Consider the following 17,479-nt stretch of genomic DNA (forward strand, 5'->3'; position numbering starts at 1 on the left):
CCCGAGACAGGCAATTCGAAGAGGAATATATGCACCAGCCAACTTTGGGGTTGCTCCGCCAACCCGCAACGATTCTGATGGGGCGCGGCCAGCGCCATGCCCTCGCCCGTCACCTGCCGGCGGGAGCGCGCCGCGCGCTCGTCATCACCGATGCGCGTATGGCAAAGGAGCCCGCCTTTACGGCAATGATGCAACAGCTGCAAGACGCGGGCATCGCACTGACGATCGTGGCCGATGTTCGGCCCGAACTGCCCGTGGCCGACATCCTAAATGCCAGGGAGAAGCTCGCGGACGAGCGGGTCGACGTCGTTATCGGCATCGGAGGCGGGACCTGCATGGACTTCGCAAAGGTCATCGCCATCCTGCTCGCCCACGGCGGCAAACCGCAGGACTACTACGGGGAGTTCGCTGTCCCGGGGCCGACAGTCCCGGTCATCGCGGTCCCCACCACGGCCGGAACAGGCTCGGAAGCAACACCCGTCGCCGTGGTCAGCGACCCCGACAGGGAAATGAAAATCGGCATCTCCAGTCCCTACATCGTTCCGGTGACCGCAGTCTGCGACCCTGAACTGACTGATGGTGCCCCGCCAGGTCTGACGGCCGCCGTCGGAACGGACGCGCTGTCCCACGCCATCGAGTCCTTCACCGCCATCCAGCGACCCGCAACACCCGGCCTGGCCGCAGAACGGGTGTTCGTCGGAAAATCGCTGCTCAGTGACCAGTACGCACTCGCCGCGGCCGCTGCGATCGGCAGAAGCCTCAAAACCGCCGTAAAAGGCCACGCAGACGCCGAACTCCTCACCTCAGCGCGCGATGACATGGTTTTCGCCGCAACGGCAGGAGGGCTCGCGCTCGGCACCGGCGGCACGGCAGCGGCACACGCGCTGCAATACCCCGTTGGAGCCGCGACCCATACCCCACACGGAGTAGGAGTCGGGGTACTCCTTCCATACGTCATGGAGTTCAACCGCCCCGCCCGGGTACCGGAGTTCGCGGCCCTCGCGCGCGCCTTCGACATCGGTGACGGACACGGGGACGATGAGTCGCTTTCTCACCTTGTTATCGCTCACGTCGCGGCGCTCCTGACTGACATCGGGATTCCCCCGACTCTCGCAGCGTTGGGGATGCCGTCCGGCAAGGAACGCTGGCTGGCAGCCCAGGCTATGAAGGCGACCCGCCTGATCGAGAACAACCCTCGCCCCCTGGACGTCGAGACACTCGAGATCATCGCTGCGGCGGCCTACCGCGGCGAACACAGCTTGCTTGAGTCAGCGGCCTGAATACAGCCCCCAAACAGACCGAAAGACTCACTCACGGAAAGAACGAGAACATCCATGACAACTGCCATTGCAGCCTCCCTCGAGAACGTTGGCCTGTGGATCGGCGGCCAGTCGGCCTCCGGCGCTCTGCCGGCCATCCCTGTCTTCAACCCCTCTACCGGCGAAGCCATCGCAACCGTAGCCAACGCCGACGTGCAGCAAGGTATCCAGGCCGTCGATGCGGCAGCGGCAGCGCTTCCCGCATGGAAGGCAACCGCACCCAGGGACCGAGCCGAAGTATTGCGCCGCTGCTTCGAACAGATGAGCCGGCGGGCAGATGAAATCGCCGAACTGATTTCAAAGGAAAACGGAAAGACTCTCGCCGACGCCCGTAGCGAGACGTCTTACGCCGCGGAATTCTTCCGCTGGTATTCCGAGGAAGCGGTACGCGCCAAGGGCCAGATCAGCATGTCCCCGACAGGCTCGAACCGGATTCTGGCCCAGTACGAGCCGATTGGAGTGGCCGTACTCGTCACTCCGTGGAATTTCCCGGCGGCCATGGCAACCCGAAAGATCGCACCGGCTCTCGCCGCGGGCTGCACGGTCGTTCTTAAGCCCGCCACGGAGACCCCACTCACCGCGTATCTGATCGCCGAATGCTGTCGCGACGCCGGGGTTCCCGACGGTGTCGTGAACGTCCTGACAACGGAGCAGTCCGGCCCGGTCGTATCGGCAATGCTGCACGAGGACCGGGTGCGCGCCCTGTCCTTCACCGGCTCCACCGAAGTCGGGCGCATTTTGCTGCACGAGTCCGCCGACAACGTGCTGAAGACCTCCATGGAGCTGGGCGGCAACGCACCGTTCCTGGTATTTGAAGACGCCGACCTTGATGAAGCGGTCGAGGGCCTCATGATCGCGAAGATGCGTAACGGGGGGCAGGCCTGCACTGCAGCGAACCGCATTTATGCGCACCGCTCAGTAGCCGACGAACTCGGGCACCGTCTTGCCGCAAAGATGGGCGCCTTGGTGATCGGAGCCGGGACGGACCCTTCAACCGGCTGCGGCCCCCTGATCAATGAAGCGGCCGTAAACAAAGTTGACAACCTCGTGGCCGCGGCCGTCGACGACGGGGCGCAGATCCTGCTCGGGGCCATCCGTCCGGAAGGGGAGGGATATTTCTATCCGCCCACCGTGCTGGCCAACGTACCGTCTAATTCCCGGATCGTCAGGGAAGAGATCTTCGGGCCTGTGGCCAGCATCATCCCCTTTGACTCCGAGACCGAAGCCATTGACGCCGCCAACTCCACCGCCCTTGGTCTTTCCGCCTACATCTACACGCGGGACCTGCGGCGCGGCCTTGCTGTGGCCGACCGTATTGAGTCCGGCATGATCGCCATCAATCAAGGACTGCTGTCGGACCCCTCGGCACCGTTCGGAGGAGTGAAACAGAGCGGTCTTGGCCGTGAAGGATCCCAGGACGGGATGCTCGAATTCATGGAAACCAAATACATCGCCACCAAATGGTGACAGCCCCCGACACCCTGCCGGCGGCCGAATCCCCATCACCCGCCCCTCGCGAACCAGCCGCACAAGCGCCCGGCCCTGCTCTGGGCAACCGTAAGAGCAGCCCCTTACGCTCCAGCAACCTTGTCAGGACGCGTGAAGGACTGCAGTAGCACCACCCGTTAGACGACTAAATCAAAGGAGATGGTAGTTGTGATACGCACAAACAAGAGATGGATTGTGGTTGTCCTGATATTCCTGGCGACCTCCATCAACTATCTGGACCGCTCGGTTCTAGGGGTCGCCGGACCCTCCATGATGAAAGACCTGGGTCTGAACAAGATCGAATTCGGTGTACTGGGCTCCGCATTTTTCTGGACCTACGCCCTGATGCAGATCCCTATCGGTGTTCTCGTGGACAAGATCGGTCCGCGCGCCATCTACGCCGTGGCGATCATCTGGTGGTCGGTGTGCTCAATGCTCACAGGCATGGTTCGCTCCTTCGGCCTTCTCATTGGGGTCCGGGCGCTCATGGGCATCGGCGAGTCGCCTGCCTTCCCCACCAACGTACGTGTCATTTCCGACTGGCTCCCCTCCCGTGAACGGGGTATCGCCAACGGGCTCTTCACCATGGGCATCGCTGTCGGAGCCGGCCTCACCACTCCCGCCGTCGCCTGGGTCGTGACAAGCTTCGGATGGCAGACGGCGTTCCTCCTTACCGGCGTGATCGGCCTGATCTGGGCAGCCCTGTGGCTCTTCCACTTCACCAACAAGCCCAAGGACAACAAGAAAGTCAACGCCGCGGAACTGACGCACATCACCTCAGGCGAGCCCGAACCGCTCACCGGGCCGGCGGTCAAGATCCGCTGGGGCCAGATGCTTCGCTCCAAAAACGTCTGGGCCATCCTCTACGGTCTCTTCGCCCAGGATTACCTTCTCTATCTCATGCTGACCTGGCTCCCTGTCTACCTGGTCACCGAACGGAAGATGACCCTCATCACCGCAGGCTTCTACGCCATCCTTCCCTGGGTGGCAGCCTCTGTAGGCGCCCTGCTTGGCGGATACCTCTCAGACCGCATGATCAAGAACGGCACCCCCGCCGTCCGCGCCCGCCGACGCGTGATGGCCATCGGCATGATCCTCTCCCTCGCCATCATCCCCGCAGCCTTCGTAGCCGATCAGCTCTCGGCTGTGCTGCTGATCGCAGCTTCGCTGGGCGGCATGATGTTCGCCAACGGTGCATCGTGGGCCGTCGTGTCCGAAATCGCTCCCCGCGGCGCGTCGGGAACTCTCGCCGGCATGCAAAACTTCATCGGAAACATCGCCGGCTGGATCGCTCCCATCCTGACGGGATTCATTGCCACCGTCACCGGCAGCTTCGTTTACGCCCTCGTCATCGCCGGCATCATCGGAGGAGCCGCTGCGTTGGTCTACCTGGTCTTCCTCAAGGAACGCGACGAATTCCGCCCCGAACCCTCAACCACTCCGGCCCCTGAAGGAGCGCTCCAGTGAACGACCCGCACAACATTCAAGCCCGCGCACTTCTTGATCTCTGCGCCGGCATCCTCCGCAACAACGGACTGACCGACCGGGACGCGCATATCGTCGCCAATTCGCTCGTCGACGCAGACCTGCGCGGAGTGAGCAGCCACGGCGTCCTGCGAATGGAAACCTACCTGCAACGCCTCAACAACCGTGTCATGAACGCGACGCCCGAAGTAAAGGTCTTCAACGAAACGGCCGCGACAGCAGTCCTCGACGGCGACAACGGATTCGGACAGGTCGTATCGCAGCGGGCGGTGGACGTCCTGCTCGCCAAGACGAAGGACACCCCGATAGCCGCAGTGAGCGTCCGCAACAGCAACCACTTCGGAGCGGCCGCCTATTGGGCCGCACAACTCGCCGAACAGGACCTGATCGGAGTCGCCGTAAGCAACGTCGAACCGCTCATGCCACCGCCAGGCGGAGCAGAAGCGCGAATCGGCAACAACCCGCTCTCCGTCGTCGTACCGGCCCAGACCCACCGCCCCATCGTGGTCGACATGGCCACCAGCGTGGTTCCATTGGGCAAGATCCTCAACGCAAAAAGCAAGGGCGAGCCCATCCCCGAAGGATGGGGCCTGGACAGCGACGGAAAGCCCACGACCGTTCCCGACGAGGTAATCAACGGCGGATCCCTGTTCCCCGTCGGCGGACCGAAAGGCTACGGTCTGGCGGTTATCGTTGAAGTCCTCTCCGCGCTGCTCAGCGGCGGAGAGTTCGGCACTGACATCCACTCCATGTACCAGGAACTGGAAAGCCCCAACCGCATCAGCCACTTCTTCATGGCCATCAAGATCTCCGCTTTCCTTGACCCGCAGATCTTCAAAACCTCGGTCGACCGCTACATCGACCAAATCAAGAGCTCGCCCCTGGCCCCGGGTAACGACGCGATCTACATGCCCGGCGAGATCGAACTCAAGGCCAAGGACACCAACATGGCCAACGGGATCAGCCTGCCCCCCTCGGTGGCCGCCGGGCTGCTGACACTGGCAAAGAAAGCCGACGTCAGCGAAGAACTCATCCGAAGCCTCTAACCGGTGCAGCCGTCAAGCCGTGCCTCCCGGCGCAACGTGGGGAGCGGGCTTGACGGCACCAACCGAACGACCTCCCGCCGACGGCCAAATCTCCCAAGCACGCCGTCTCACTCTCAGACCGAAAGGACAGTCATGCACCTGCTCCACTTCTACGAGGACAACCGGGTCACCCTCGGGCTCAAAACGAGCCGCGGAATCTTCAACCTGCACAAAGCCGCCGAAAAACTGAACGAAACGGCAGCCGGCGACATGCAAGAACTCATCGCACAGGGAGAACCAGGGCTTGAAAAGATCAATGTCCTCTTCGAAAACGCCCGCGAACTCGATGAGCTCTACACCAGCGAAGAAGCAACGCGATTTGCCCCGGCCGTCCTTCACCCTGAAAAAATCATCTGCGTGGGGCTGAACTACATTAACCATGCAGAAGAATCAAAGATGGAAATCCCCCAATCGCCGATCCTTTTCAACAAATACAACAACGCTCTCGCCGGCCATAAAGAACCTGTGAGCCTCCCTGCAGACGCCACACAGTTCGACTACGAGGCTGAACTGGTTGCAGTCATAGGAAAGCAGGCGCGCAACGTATCCGAAGAAGACGCCCTGGACCACGTCTTCGGGTACACGGTGGGAAACGACCTCTCGGCAAGGGACCTGCAATTCCGCACCGGACAGTGGATGCTCGGCAAGTCATCGGACGGCTTCGCCCCGCTGGGCCCGTATCTCGTCACACAGGACGAGATCGACCCAACGAATCTGGCAATCCAGTGCGAAGTAAACGGTGCGGTCCGACAGAAGGCCAATACCAAAGATATGATCTTCAGCTGCGCCTACCTGATCAGCTACATCTCCCGGTACATGACATTGGAGCCGGGCGATATCATCTTCACCGGAACACCAGACGGCGTCATCCTTGGATACCCCGAGAACAAGCAGAAATGGCTAAGCGCGGGTGACGAAATCCGCATCGAGATTGAACAGATCGGCACCCTCGAAAACACGCTCGTCTGAACCAAATAGACAAATCCCCGTGGAGGAAAGCAGGTGGCCCATGCACCTAACCGCGCTCCACTGAGCAGCTGGCGACCAGCAAACACTCGATACAGAGGAAGTCGCCGCTAAATCCACACCAAATTACGGTAAGGGGCCCACCTCGCAACGCGAGTACTGGGTCCCTTACCGTCCCGATCCACCTCCTTCTGACTTCTCTACCCGACGGATCTTTGGCCCTGGTTCATCAGCCCCATTGCGCCTCGGCTGCCACGATTCAACCGGTCAGCGACATTGAGGCCCGCAACTATTCAGGCGCCTACTTTCCGGCGCCCGATTAGGGCACACCCCAACCTGACATTGTTCATGGTCAGGAGCCCCGGGGTTGCTGTTTTTCTGAGCCCAGATGTCTGTCCCGCGGTAGGGGCTCGGAGGCGTCCCGGCTGCACGGGTGATGTGTTTCAACTCTGTTGAGGATGCCGGAGTTCTCAATGTCGGCGGCGTTGACGGCTCGGTCCACGGGCAAGCCGGTGGAGGACCTGTCGCAGCGGACCGAGTCGACACGTGTTCTCGCCAACCCGGATTCGATCTGGACCCTGGATTGCTACAGCTGACCGAAGTTCACCCGCACGCCCGGCGGCACGTGGGAGGACGTGAACCCGGACCTGACGTTCACGAACGGCGGGGTCGCTCCGACGGCCGGCGGCCCTGACCTGTTGCTCTCCGACGGCAAGGCCCTCGCGAAAGGGGTATCGGATCTGGCGCAGCCGAAGGGAAAGGACTCCGCGGGCCGGTCAGCGCGTTTGTCGCTGGGCTGGGAAGGGACGCTGCCGAAGCCGGAACTGCGTGGCAGGAAGGCTGTCTACGCGGCGCCCGCCGCGTCCGCGTCCCTGCAGGGCAGCAAGCCCGCCGACATCACAGTCGAGGCCACCCGGTACGGCTTCTCACACACGGTGACACTCGCGCGGCCGCCGCAGTCCAGGCTCGAGCTCCGGTTCCCGCTGACCCTCAGCCCCGGCCCGCAGGTGCAGGTCGCCAAGACCGGGGCCATCAATGTCACGGACATGCGCGGCAGGATCGTGTTCTTCGCTCCCCGCCCGATGATGTGGGATACGCACAAAGACGAGCATTCAGGCCTGAACTCCCATCAGGCGCCGGTGGACGCACGCATTGAGAAGACCGGAAACACCCCGGTGCTGGTGCTCACCCCGCCCGCCTCGTTCCTGTCCGATCCGTCGACAAGCTATCCGGTGACTGTCGATCCGAGCTGGTCCAGCGCGGTGTCCGGCGATACCTGGGTTCAGACGGATGCGACCCCGCCGCAGGACGGGTCCGGGGATCTGCGCGCCGGGGATGATCCGCCTACCGTTCGGAGTAAGGCGGGCATTACCGTGGGACATGAGGACCTCTTAATCGTTGGCTGTGTGGTAACCACCAACCTAAGAGGTCCTCACCTATTCACGATGCAACCAACGTCCTGACTCAGTACAGCTAGGTCAGGCCTGCGACTCGTAACCGGATGGCATGAGTGAAATGCCGACACCGGACGCAATAAGGCGCAGTGTTGCCTGGGTGCTGGCGACTTCATCCATCCGACGCGGCTGGAAACCCCAAAGGCCCATCCATCTGCTGGTCGAAAGGAAGACTTCGTCACCAAGGCGCTCCAATTCAGCCCGTGTAACTCCGGTCTGGGCGGCTAGCCGATGGTCGGTGGGGACGACTAGACACGATTCATCATTGGCTAGGTCAACCAGTTCAAACACATCGTTCGCGATCATATTGCGCACCAAGACGAGGTCGTCCTCCCCTGCGTCCGGTCCTGCCAGAGGATCGCGAAAAGGTCTTTCAGCAAGGGAAAAGGAAACCTCAGGGTACCTAACGCGCATCCTCGCGACCGTGCCTACCGCCAAGCCCACAGCGGAGCCAATAAAACCGACAGAGACGTGGCCTAGTTCACCCCGCCCAGCTCGGCGCGCCCGGTCGACGGTCCGCATGCTTTGTTCGAGCAGCCGGTCGCCCTCCTCATGGAGTTCGCGCCCCGCGTCGGTCAGGGCGCCCCCACGCGGTCCTCTTGTCAGGAGCCGTACACCAATTTGGGCCACCAGCGTCTGGATTTGGCGACTCAGGGTCGGTTGCGCAACGCACAAGCGTTTCGCGGCCCTGCCAAAATGCAGTTCCTCGGTGAGGCTAGCGACTGTGAGGCCTTGTTGCTCGCGGCTCTTCGGGTCCCGCCACAGCACCATGTAGGACGATGAACCGTCCTTTTTGGTGCGTTTGCGAATGCTGGCCACACAGAAAACGTTACGCCGCTGTCAACACATTCCGCGGTTTTGTCAACACCTAACGAGGAAACAGGTCCTTGACCTGCGCATGCATTGTGCCCGAGGTGGGACTCGAACCCACACACCTTTCGATACCGCATTTTGAGTGCGGCGCGTCTGCCAATTCCGCCACTCGGGCCAGCGTGCTCAACCGGTCCCGCTTGCGATGATGATCACACCGCAGGAATCCGGACCGTTGCGCGAAACCACTCTACATGCCGATAGGCTGTTTCTGTGAACCCGCGTTCGCGGCTGTACATCCCCTCCGGAGCTTGTGCTTCGGATCGTCGTCAAGGAGCAACCGTGTCAGAGAAAACGGAGCCGATCGCAGAGAACACCCCTGCTCGCCGCGTGATTGTCGCTGAGGACGAGACGCTGATCCGCCTCGACATCATCGAGATCCTGAAGGAAGAGGGCTACGACGTCGTCGCCGAGGCTGACAACGGCGAAAAGGCCGTCCAGCTGGCCGAGGAGCTCAAGCCTGACCTGGTGCTCATGGACGTCAAGATGCCGGTCATGGACGGCATCTCCGCCGCGGAGAAGATCGTCAAGGCACGCATCGCCCCGGTGGTGCTGCTGACGGCGTTCAGCCAGAAGGAACTGGTCGAGCGCGCCCGCGACGCCGGCGCCATGGCCTACGTGGTCAAGCCCTTCACCCCGGCGGACCTGGTGCCCGCCCTGGAGATCGCGCTGTCCCGCCACGAGGAGATTAAGGCCCTCGAGAACGAGGTCTCGGACCTGCAGGAACAGTTCGCCACCCGTAAGCTCGTGGAGCGTGCGAAGAGCCTGCTGACCACCAAGATGGGTCTGACCGAACCCGAGGCGTTCCGCTGGATCCAGAAGACCTCGATGGACCGCCGCCTGAGCATGCGCGAAGTCGCCGAGACCATCATCAACCAGGTCAACTAGGGCCTGCCAGCCAGCCAACCGGCATCAGACCAAGGGAGCGGCCCCGCAGTCGAAAACTGCGGGGCCGCTCCCTTGGTCTGGAAGAGCCTAGGAAACCGGCGCCTCGCCCGAGGCAACCTCACCGGCGCTGGCGCTTTCGGCCACCGACGGGGTGTCACCCACCGAGCGGGTCTTCTTCTTCTTTTCCGGCCACGGGCCGAGCTTCTCCTTGTTGACCTTGCCACTGTGCGCGGTATCGGACAGGTCCCCGACCTTGTGGACCTTCAAGGAGTTGGTCGAGCCGACCTGTCCGGGAGGCGAACCGGCAGCGATGACGACGAGGTCGTCGTTCTGCACGAGGCCGCGCTCAAGAAGCTCGCGGTCCACCTGGGCGGTCATGGCGTCGGTGTGGTCCACCATGTCCACCAGGATCGGCTGGATGCCCCAGGTGAGCGCCAGCTGGTTGCGGACCTGCTCGATCGGGGTGAAGGCGAACACCGGCTTCAGCGGCCGCAGGCGGGACAGGCGGCGTGCCGAGTCACCGGACTGCGTGAACGTCGCAATGTACTTCACGTCCAGCTGGTCCGCGATCTCCACGGCCGCGCGGGTGATGGCGCCGCCGCGGGTCTTGGGCTTGGTGCCCAGCGGGGGCACGCGCTCCAGGCCGTGCTCCTCGGTGGATTCGATGATCCGTGCCATGGTCTTCACGGTGTCGATCGGGAACTTGCCCACGCTCGTCTCACCGGAGAGCATAACGGCATCCGCGCCGTCGAGCACAGCGTTGGCGCAGTCGGACGCCTCGGCGCGGGTCGGACGCGGGTTGTCGATCATGGACTCGAGGACCTGGGTGGCGACGATGACCGGCTTGGCCCAGCGGCGGGCGAGCTCGACGGCCCGCTTCTGCACGATCGGAACCTCTTCCAGCGGCAGCTCCACGCCGAGGTCGCCGCGGGCCACCATGATGGCGTCGAACGCGTCGATGATCTCGTGCAGCTGCGCGACAGCCTGCGGCTTCTCGATCTTGGCGATGACCGGAACGCGCCGGCCCTCCTCGTCCATGATCTGGTGCACGCGGTTGATGTCCGACGCGTCCCGCACGAAGGACAGGGCCACCATGTCCACGCCGCGGCGCAGGGCCCAGCGCAGGTCGTCCTGGTCCTTCTCGCTCAGCGCGGGCACGTTGACGGCCACGCCGGGGAGGTTGATGCCCTTGTTGTTGGACACGGTGCCCGGAACGGTGACGACGGCGGTGACCTTGACGGCGTCGACGGCGGTGGCGCGCAGGGCGACCTTGCCGTCGTCGATGAGCAGGGTGTCGCCGACGTTGACGTCGTCGGTCAGGCTCTTGAGCGTGGTGGAGCAGATGTCCTTGGTGCCCGGGACGTCCTCGGTGGTGATGGTGAAGATGTCACCCTCGGCCAGGTCGTGGGGTCCGTCGACGAAGCGGCCGAGCCGGATCTTCGGGCCCTGCAGGTCGGCCATGATGCCAACGGCCTTGCCAAGCTCGTCCGCAGCCTTGCGGACATTCTCATAGGTGTTGTCGTGCACACTGTAGTCGCCGTGGCTCATGTTCATACGGGCGACGTCGACACCCGCCTTCAGGACAGCCAGTGTGTTTTCGTAGCTGGCGATTGCCGGCCCGAAAGTAGCAACGATTTTTGCGCGTCTCATATACCTAGCCTAGTTGTAGTGGGCTTTATTGAAGTTGTCCGGCCGGTGAATTCCCGGTGCCCGGGTCAGAGCACGGCGATGGCGCGGTCGGTGGGCGCCACCGGAGCGGGAAGGATGGTGTGCCCCATGAGGTGCTTGTCCACGGCGGCCGCGCAGGCGCGGCCCTCCGCGATGGCCCAGACGATCAACGACTGCCCGCGCCCGGCGTCCCCGGCCACGAACACCCCCTCGGTGTTCGTCATGTAGTAGCCGTCGCGGGCGACATTGCCGCGGTTGTCGAACTCGGCGCGCACCTGGTCGGTGATGCCGGCCGGCTCGGGGCCGGTGAAGCCCAGTGACAGGAAGACCAGGTCCGCGGGGATCTCCCGTTCGGTGCCGGCCTTCGGCAGGCGCTTGCCGTCGACAAACTCGGTTTCGGCGACCTTGATCGCCTTCAGTACGCCGTTCTCCCCCACGAACTCGACGGTCGAGGCAAGATAGGTGCGCTCCCCGCCCTCTTCGTGCGCACTGGCCACCTCGAACAGCGTCGGGAACGTCGGCCACGGCTGGTGCGCGGCACGCTCCGCCGGCGGCTGCTTGCCGATGGCGAGAGTGGTCACCGAGGCTGCGCGCTGGCGGTGCGCAGTGCCCAGGCAGTCCGCGCCGGTGTCGCCGCCGCCGAGGATCACCACATGCTTGCCCTCAGCGTGGATCTGGTTCTCCACCTGCTCGCCGGCCACCACGCGGTTGGCCTGCACGAGGTAGTCCATGGCGAAGTGCACGCCCTCGAGCTCCCGGCCCGGGATCGGCAGGTCCCGCGGCAGGGTGGCTCCGGTGGAGATGACGACGGCATCGTAGCGTCGGCGCAGCTGCTCCCAGCTGACATCCCTGCCGATCTCGACGCCGGCACGAAAGCGGGTGCCCTCGGCCTTCATCTGCTCCAGGCGGCGGTCCAGGACTTCCTTCTCCATCTTGAAGTCGGGGATGCCGTAGCGCAGCAGGCCGCCGATGCGGTCATCCCGCTCGTACACCGCGACGGTGTGGCCCACGCGGGTCAGCTGCTGGGCGACAGCGAGCCCGGCGGGGCCGGAGCCGACGACGGCGACGGTTTTGCCGGTCAGGCGCGCCGGCGGCAGCGGCTCGATCCAGCCGTTGCCGAAGGCGGTCTCGGCGATCGAGACCTCGACCTGCTTGATCGTGACGGCAGGCTGGTTGATGCCCAGCACGCAGGACGCCTCGCAGGGGGCCGGGCACAGCTTGCCGGTGAACTCCGGGAAGTTGTTCGTGGCGTGCAGCCGCTCGCTGGCTTCGTCCATCTTGCCGCGCCAGACCAGGTCGTTCCACTCCGGGATCAGGTTGCCCAGCGGGCAGCCCTGGTGGCAGAACGGGATGCCGCAGTCCATGCAACGCCCGGCCTGCGCCTTGAGCGTGCCCTCCTCCTGCGCCTCGTAGACCTCTTTCCAGTCCATGATGCGCACCGGCACGGGCCGGCGGGGCTGGGTCTCGCGCTGACGTACCTTCAGGAATCCGCGTGGATCAGCCACCGGTAACCTCCAAAATCCGAGACCACACTTCTTCGCCGTCGGGGTCGAGCCCCTCTTCGATGGCCGCCAGCCGGGTCTGCAGCACGGCGGCGTAGTCGCGCGGCAGCACCTTGGTGATGCGCGCCACGGCGTCTTCGAAATCGTTGAGCAGGCGGGCGGCGACGGCGGAGTCCGTTTCCTCCCGGTGTCGGGTGAGCAGCGCGTGCACGATGTCGCGGTCCTCGGCGTCGAGCTCCAGGAGCTGGAGTTCGCCCGAATCCAGGCTCTGCTTGTTCACCCGGGCCGGGTCCAGGTCCAGCACGTAGGCCGTGCCGCCGGACATGCCGGCGCCGAAGTTCCGGCCGGTGCGGCCGATGATCAGGGTCTGGCCGCCGGTCATGTACTCGCAGCCGTGGTCACCGATGCCCTCGACGACGGCGGTGGCGCCGGAGTTGCGGACCAGGAACCGCTCCCCCACCTGTCCGCGCAGGAACAGCTCGCCGCTGGTGGCGCCGTAGCCGATCACGTTGCCCGCGATCACGTTGCGCTCGGCCGGGAACACGTTGGTCCGGTCCGGGCGCACGATGATCCGGCCGCCGGAGAGGCCCTTGCCGACGTAGTCGTTGGAGTCCCCGAACAGGCGCAGCGTGATGCCCGCGGGCAGGAAGGCCCCGAGCGACTGGCCGGCCTGGCCGGTGAGCGTGATGTCGATGGTGTCCGCCGCGAGGGTTTCCACCCCGAAGCGCTTGGTCACCTCGTGGCCGAGCATGGTGCCGACGGAACGGTCGGTGTTGACCACGTTGACGGAGATGCGCACCGGCTCGCGGTCGCTGAGCGCCTCGGCGCTGAGCGTGATCAGCTGCTGGTCGAAGTGCTTGTCCAGCCCGTGGTCCTGCGGCACCAGGTTGCGCAGCGGAGCGTCGGCGTCGAAGTCCAGGCCGTGCAGGATCGGGTCCAGGTCCAGCCCTTCGGCCTTCCAGTGGCTGATCGCTTCGCGGCTGTCGAGCATCTCGGCGTGGCCGATGGCCTCCTCGATGCTGCGGAAGCCGAGCTCGGCCAGGATCTCGCGGACTTCCTCGGCCAGGAACTCGAAGAAGTTGACCACGAACTCGGGCTTGCCGGAGAACCGGGAGCGCAGCTCGGGGTTCTGCGTGGCCACGCCCACGGGGCAGGTGTCGAGGTGGCAGACGCGCATCATGATGCAGCCGGAGACCACCAGCGGCGCGGTCGCGAAACCGAACTCCTCGGCGCCCAGCAGGGCGGCGATGACGACGTCGCGTCCGGTCTTGAGCTGGCCGTCCACCTGCACGACCACACGGTCGCGCAGCCCGTTGAGCATGAGCGTCTGCTGCGTCTCGGCGAGGCCGAGTTCCCAGGGGACGCCGGCGTGCTTGAGCGAGTTCAGCGGGCTCGCGCCGGTGCCGCCGTCGTGCCCGGAAACCAGCACGACGTCGGCCTTGGCCTTTGTCACGCCGGCCGCCACCGTGCCGATGCCGACCTCGGAGACGAGCTTGACATGCACCCGGGCTGAGGGGTTGGCGCGCTTGCAGTCGTAGATCAGCTGCGCGAGGTCCTCGATCGAGTAGATGTCGTGGTGCGGGGGCGGTGAGATCAGCCCGACGCCGGGGGTGGAGTGCCGGGTCCGGGCCACCCACGGGTAGACCTTCTGGCTCATTAGCTGGCCGCCCTCGCCGGGCTTGGCGCCCTGGGCCATCTTGATCTGGATGTCGTCCGCGTTGGTCAGGTAGAGGCTGGTGACACCGAAGCGCCCGGAGGCAACCTGCTTCACCGCGGAGCGGCGCCTGGGGTCCAGGAGCCGATCGACGTCCTCGCCGCCTTCACCCGTGTTGGACTTGCCGCCGAGTTGGTTCATGGCGATGGCGAGCGTCTCGTGCGCTTCCTTGGAGATGGAGCCGTAGCTCATCGCGCCGGTGCTGAAGCGCTTGACGATGCTCGAGACCGGCTCCACCTCGTCGATGGAAATGGCCGGGCGGGCGCCGTTCTTGAACTTCAGCAGCCCGCGCAGCGTCATCAGGTTCCGCGACTGGTCGTCCACGCCGTTGGTGTACGCCTTGAAGATGTCGTAGCGGCGCTCACGGGTGGAGTGCTGCAGCCGGAACACCGTCTCCGGGTTGAACAGGTGCGGCTCGCCTTCGCGGCGCCACTGGTACTCGCCGCCGTTGAGCAGCGGCCGGTGGGCAGACTCGATGCCGTCCTCCGGGTAGGCCATGGCGTGCCGGGCAGCGACTTCGGCCGCGAGGACATCGAGGCCGACGCCGCCGAGCTGGGAGTGGGTGCCGGAGAAGAATTCATCCACCAGGTCCTGGGACAGGCCCAGGGCCTCGAAGGTCTGGGCGCCGCAGTAGGACGCGACGGTGGAGATGCCCATCTTGGACATGATCTTCAGGACACCCTTGCCCAGGCCCTTGATCAGGTTGTACACGCCGTCTTCGGGGCTGACGCCGGGCAGGTCGCCGTTGCGGATGAGTTCCTCGACGGATTCCATCGCCAGGTACGGGTTCACAGCGGAGGCGCCGTAGCCGATCAGCAGCGCGACGTGGTGCACTTCGCGCACGTCGCCGGCTTCGACGACGAGGGCGATCTTGGTGCGGTTGGCGCTGCGGAGCAGGTGGTGGTGCACCGCACTGACCAGCAGCAGCGACGGGATCGGGGCCCACTGGGCGTTGGAGTCACGGTCCGAGAGCACCACGTACTCGACGCCGCGGTTGATCGCGCCGGAGACCTGCTCGCTGATCTCGGCCAGACGGGCGCGCAGCGACGACTCGCCCCCGTCGGGCCGGTACAGGCCGCGGACCTTGATGGCCTTGCGCTCCCCGTCCGGGGTTTCGATGTTGGCGATCTTGGCCAACTGGTCGTTGTTGATCACCGGGAAGGGCAGCGAAACCTGCGGCTTGCGGACCAGGCCGGTGTCCAGCAGGTTGCCGTTCGGGCCGATGGAGCAGCGCAGCGAGGTGACGAGCTCCTCCCGGATGGAGTCCAGCGGCGGGTTGGTGACCTGCGCGAAGGACTGCACGAAGTAGTCGAAAAGCAGCCGGGGCCGCTTGGAGAGCACGGCGATCGGCGTGTCCGAGCCCATCGCGCCCAGCGGCTCGGCGCCGGTGCGGGCCATCGGGCCGATCAGGATGCGCAGTTCCTCCTGCGTGTAGCCGAAGGTGCGCTGCCGGTGGTTGACGGAGGCGCGCGTGTGCACGACGTGCTCGCGCTCGGGCAGGCTTTCGAGCTCGATCAGGTTGTCCTTGACCCATTCGCCCCACGGGTTGGCGGCGGCCATCTCGGCCTTGATTTCCTCATCGCCGATGATCCGGCCTTCGGCGGTGTCCACCAGGAACATCTTGCCCGGCGAGACGCGGCCCTTCTTGACCACCTTGGCGGGCTCGACGTCGATGACGCCGACCTCGGAGGCGAAGATGACCAGGCCGTCCTCGGTGATCCAGTAGCGTCCGGGGCGCAGGCCGTTGCGGTCCAGCGTGGCGCCGACCAGTGTGCCGTCGGTGAAGGAGACGGCTGCGGGGCCGTCCCACGGTTCCATGAGCAGCGAGTGGTATTCGTAGAAGGCCCGGCGGGCGGGGTCCATCGTGGCGTGGTTCTCCCACGCCTCCGGGATCATCATCATGATCGCGTGGGTGATCGGCCGGCCGGCGAGCATGAGCAGCTCGGCGACCTCGTCGAAGGACGCCGAGTCCGAGGCTCCCGGTGTGCAGATCGGGAACAGTTCCTCCGGCGAATCCCCGAGCAGCGGGTGCGAGAGCTGCGACTGCCGGGCGCGCATCCAGTTCCGGTTGCCCTTGACCGTGTTGATCTCGCCGTTGTGGGCAATGGTGCGGAACGGCTGGGCCAGCGGCCAGGAGGGGAACGTGTTGGTGGAGAAGCGCGAGTGGACGATGCCCAGCTTGGTCTTGAACCGGCTGTCGGACAGATCCGGGTAGAACGGCTCCAGCTGCGCCGTCGTGAGCATGCCCTTGTAGACCATGGTCTTGGAGGACAGCGAGGGGAAGTACACGCCGAACTTGTTCTGCGCGCGCTTGCGCACCCGGAACGCCTTGGCGTCCAGCGTGCCGGAAGCCCGCTGTCCGTCCTCGGCCAGGAACAGCTGCACGAAGTGCGGCATGCAGGCCCGGGCCATCGAACCGACCAGATCCGCCACGACGGGCACTTCGCGCCAGCCGAGGACGGTCAGGCCCTCGTCCGCGGCGAGCGACTCGAGGCCGGCCTTGGCCACCTCTGCCTCGCCGGCCTCGGCGGGCAGGAAGGCGGTGCCCACGGCGTACTTGCCGGCAGCGGGGAGCGGAAAGTCGGTGACCGCACGGAAGAACTCGTCGGGGACCTGGGTCAGCAGCCCGGCGCCGTCACCGGTGCCTTCGTCGGCGCCGACGGCGCCGCGGTGCTCAAGGTTGCGCAGCGCGGTGAGGGCGGCGTCGACGATGTCGTGGCCGGGCTCACCGCGGAGGGTCGCAACGATGGCCAGGCCGCAGGCGTCGCTTTCCTCTTCCGGGTTGTAGAGACCCTGCGCCGAAGGAAGAGCCGCGAACCGCTGGAACGGCGACGGGACTCCGCGCGTCGGATCGGTGCCGGCAGAGCTGAGAGTCATGGAGATGGGTCCTTCCTCCAGTTGGAGCTTACGGAGGGGACAACGCTGGCCCCACGTCGTCCCGGCAGGCGAAGCTGCCGTCGCGATGTGTCACTGACGGAAATTCTATGGCAGCCGGGCGCGGTTCAAGGATCGTAACCGTCCCCCCGATGCCATCGCCGAG

General features: G+C 65.0%; 11 protein-coding genes and 1 tRNA gene. 7 read left to right on the forward strand and 5 right to left on the reverse strand.

The features are described 5' to 3' along the window. Nucleotides 1-29: 29 nt before the first annotated feature. From KIH31_RS05315 to KIH31_RS05340, 6 genes are all read left to right on the forward strand, one after another. Nucleotides 30-1,280, forward strand: a complete 1,251-nt coding sequence (locus KIH31_RS05315) for an iron-containing alcohol dehydrogenase (protein ID WP_214426033.1) — start codon at nucleotides 30-32, stop codon at nucleotides 1,278-1,280. A gap of 54 nt (nucleotides 1,281-1,334) precedes the next feature. Further along, nucleotides 1,335-2,786: an NAD-dependent succinate-semialdehyde dehydrogenase gene (locus tag KIH31_RS05320; protein ID WP_214426034.1), complete on the forward strand. Its 1,452-nt coding sequence runs from the start codon at nucleotides 1,335-1,337 to the stop codon at nucleotides 2,784-2,786. A 216-nt stretch (nucleotides 2,787-3,002) separates the two neighbouring features. After that, the gene (locus KIH31_RS05325) at nucleotides 3,003-4,274 is read left to right on the forward strand and encodes an MFS transporter (RefSeq protein ID WP_214426035.1); all 1,272 of its coding nucleotides are present in this window, start codon (nucleotides 3,003-3,005) and stop codon (nucleotides 4,272-4,274) included. Continuing rightward, on the forward strand, nucleotides 4,271-5,338 hold the full coding sequence (locus KIH31_RS05330) for an Ldh family oxidoreductase (RefSeq protein WP_214426036.1): 1,068 nt from the start codon (nucleotides 4,271-4,273) through the stop codon (nucleotides 5,336-5,338). The genes KIH31_RS05325 and KIH31_RS05330 overlap by 4 nt, the downstream gene beginning before the upstream one ends. Before the next feature lie 132 nt (nucleotides 5,339-5,470). Beyond that, entirely contained in the window at nucleotides 5,471-6,346 is an 876-nt protein-coding gene (locus KIH31_RS05335; RefSeq protein WP_214426037.1) for a fumarylacetoacetate hydrolase family protein, read from the forward strand. 632 nt (nucleotides 6,347-6,978) lie between these two features. Next, complete coding sequence (locus tag KIH31_RS05340; protein WP_214426038.1) at nucleotides 6,979-7,806, forward strand: hypothetical protein; 828 nt, start codon at nucleotides 6,979-6,981, stop codon at nucleotides 7,804-7,806. 15 nt (nucleotides 7,807-7,821) lie between these two features. Here the strand turns inward: KIH31_RS05340 and KIH31_RS05345 are convergent, their stop codons facing one another. Together KIH31_RS05345 and KIH31_RS05350 are read right to left on the reverse strand one after the other, a co-directional pair. Continuing rightward, a complete protein-coding gene (locus KIH31_RS05345; RefSeq protein WP_214426039.1) occupies nucleotides 7,822-8,616 on the reverse strand; it encodes a LysR substrate-binding domain-containing protein in 795 nt (264 codons plus the stop codon). 87 nt (nucleotides 8,617-8,703) lie between these two features. After that, nucleotides 8,704-8,785, reverse strand: a tRNA-Leu gene (locus KIH31_RS05350). Between the two features lie 164 nt (nucleotides 8,786-8,949). Here KIH31_RS05350 and KIH31_RS05355 point away from each other — a divergent pair. Then, on the forward strand, nucleotides 8,950-9,555 hold the full coding sequence (locus tag KIH31_RS05355; protein ID WP_214426040.1) for an ANTAR domain-containing response regulator: 606 nt from the start codon (nucleotides 8,950-8,952) through the stop codon (nucleotides 9,553-9,555). A gap of 87 nt (nucleotides 9,556-9,642) precedes the next feature. Here KIH31_RS05355 and pyk read toward each other — a convergent pair whose 3' ends face one another. The 3 genes from pyk to gltB form a co-directional block, all read right to left on the reverse strand. Beyond that, nucleotides 9,643-11,205 (reverse strand): pyruvate kinase, encoded by a 1,563-nt coding sequence (gene pyk / locus KIH31_RS05360; protein ID WP_214426041.1) that lies wholly within the window; start codon nucleotides 11,203-11,205, stop codon nucleotides 9,643-9,645. 65 nt (nucleotides 11,206-11,270) lie between these two features. After that, the gene (locus KIH31_RS05365) at nucleotides 11,271-12,728 is read right to left on the reverse strand and encodes a glutamate synthase subunit beta (RefSeq protein ID WP_214426042.1); all 1,458 of its coding nucleotides are present in this window, start codon (nucleotides 12,726-12,728) and stop codon (nucleotides 11,271-11,273) included. Further along, nucleotides 12,721-17,316, reverse strand: a complete 4,596-nt coding sequence (gene gltB, locus KIH31_RS05370; RefSeq protein ID WP_214426043.1) for a glutamate synthase large subunit — start codon at nucleotides 17,314-17,316, stop codon at nucleotides 12,721-12,723. The genes KIH31_RS05365 and gltB overlap by 8 nt, the downstream gene beginning before the upstream one ends. Between the last annotated feature and the right edge of the window lie 163 nt (nucleotides 17,317-17,479).

Origin of the sequence: Paenarthrobacter sp. DKR-5, from assembly GCF_018531425.1 — a bacterium.
Taxonomy (GTDB): Bacteria; Actinomycetota; Actinomycetes; order Actinomycetales; family Micrococcaceae; genus DKR-5.

Coding starts and splice junctions, on each gene's coding strand:
- pyk (WP_214426041.1), bottom strand. CDS start 11,205: ATGAGACGCGCAAAAATCGTTGCTACTTTCGGGCCGGCAATCGCCAGC.
- gltB (WP_214426043.1), bottom strand. CDS start 17,316: ATGACTCTCAGCTCTGCCGGCACCGATCCGACGCGCGGAGTCCCGTCG.
- KIH31_RS05320 (WP_214426034.1), top strand. CDS start 1,335: ATGACAACTGCCATTGCAGCCTCCCTCGAGAACGTTGGCCTGTGGATC.
- KIH31_RS05315 (WP_214426033.1), top strand. CDS start 30: ATGCACCAGCCAACTTTGGGGTTGCTCCGCCAACCCGCAACGATTCTG.
- KIH31_RS05335 (WP_214426037.1), top strand. CDS start 5,471: ATGCACCTGCTCCACTTCTACGAGGACAACCGGGTCACCCTCGGGCTC.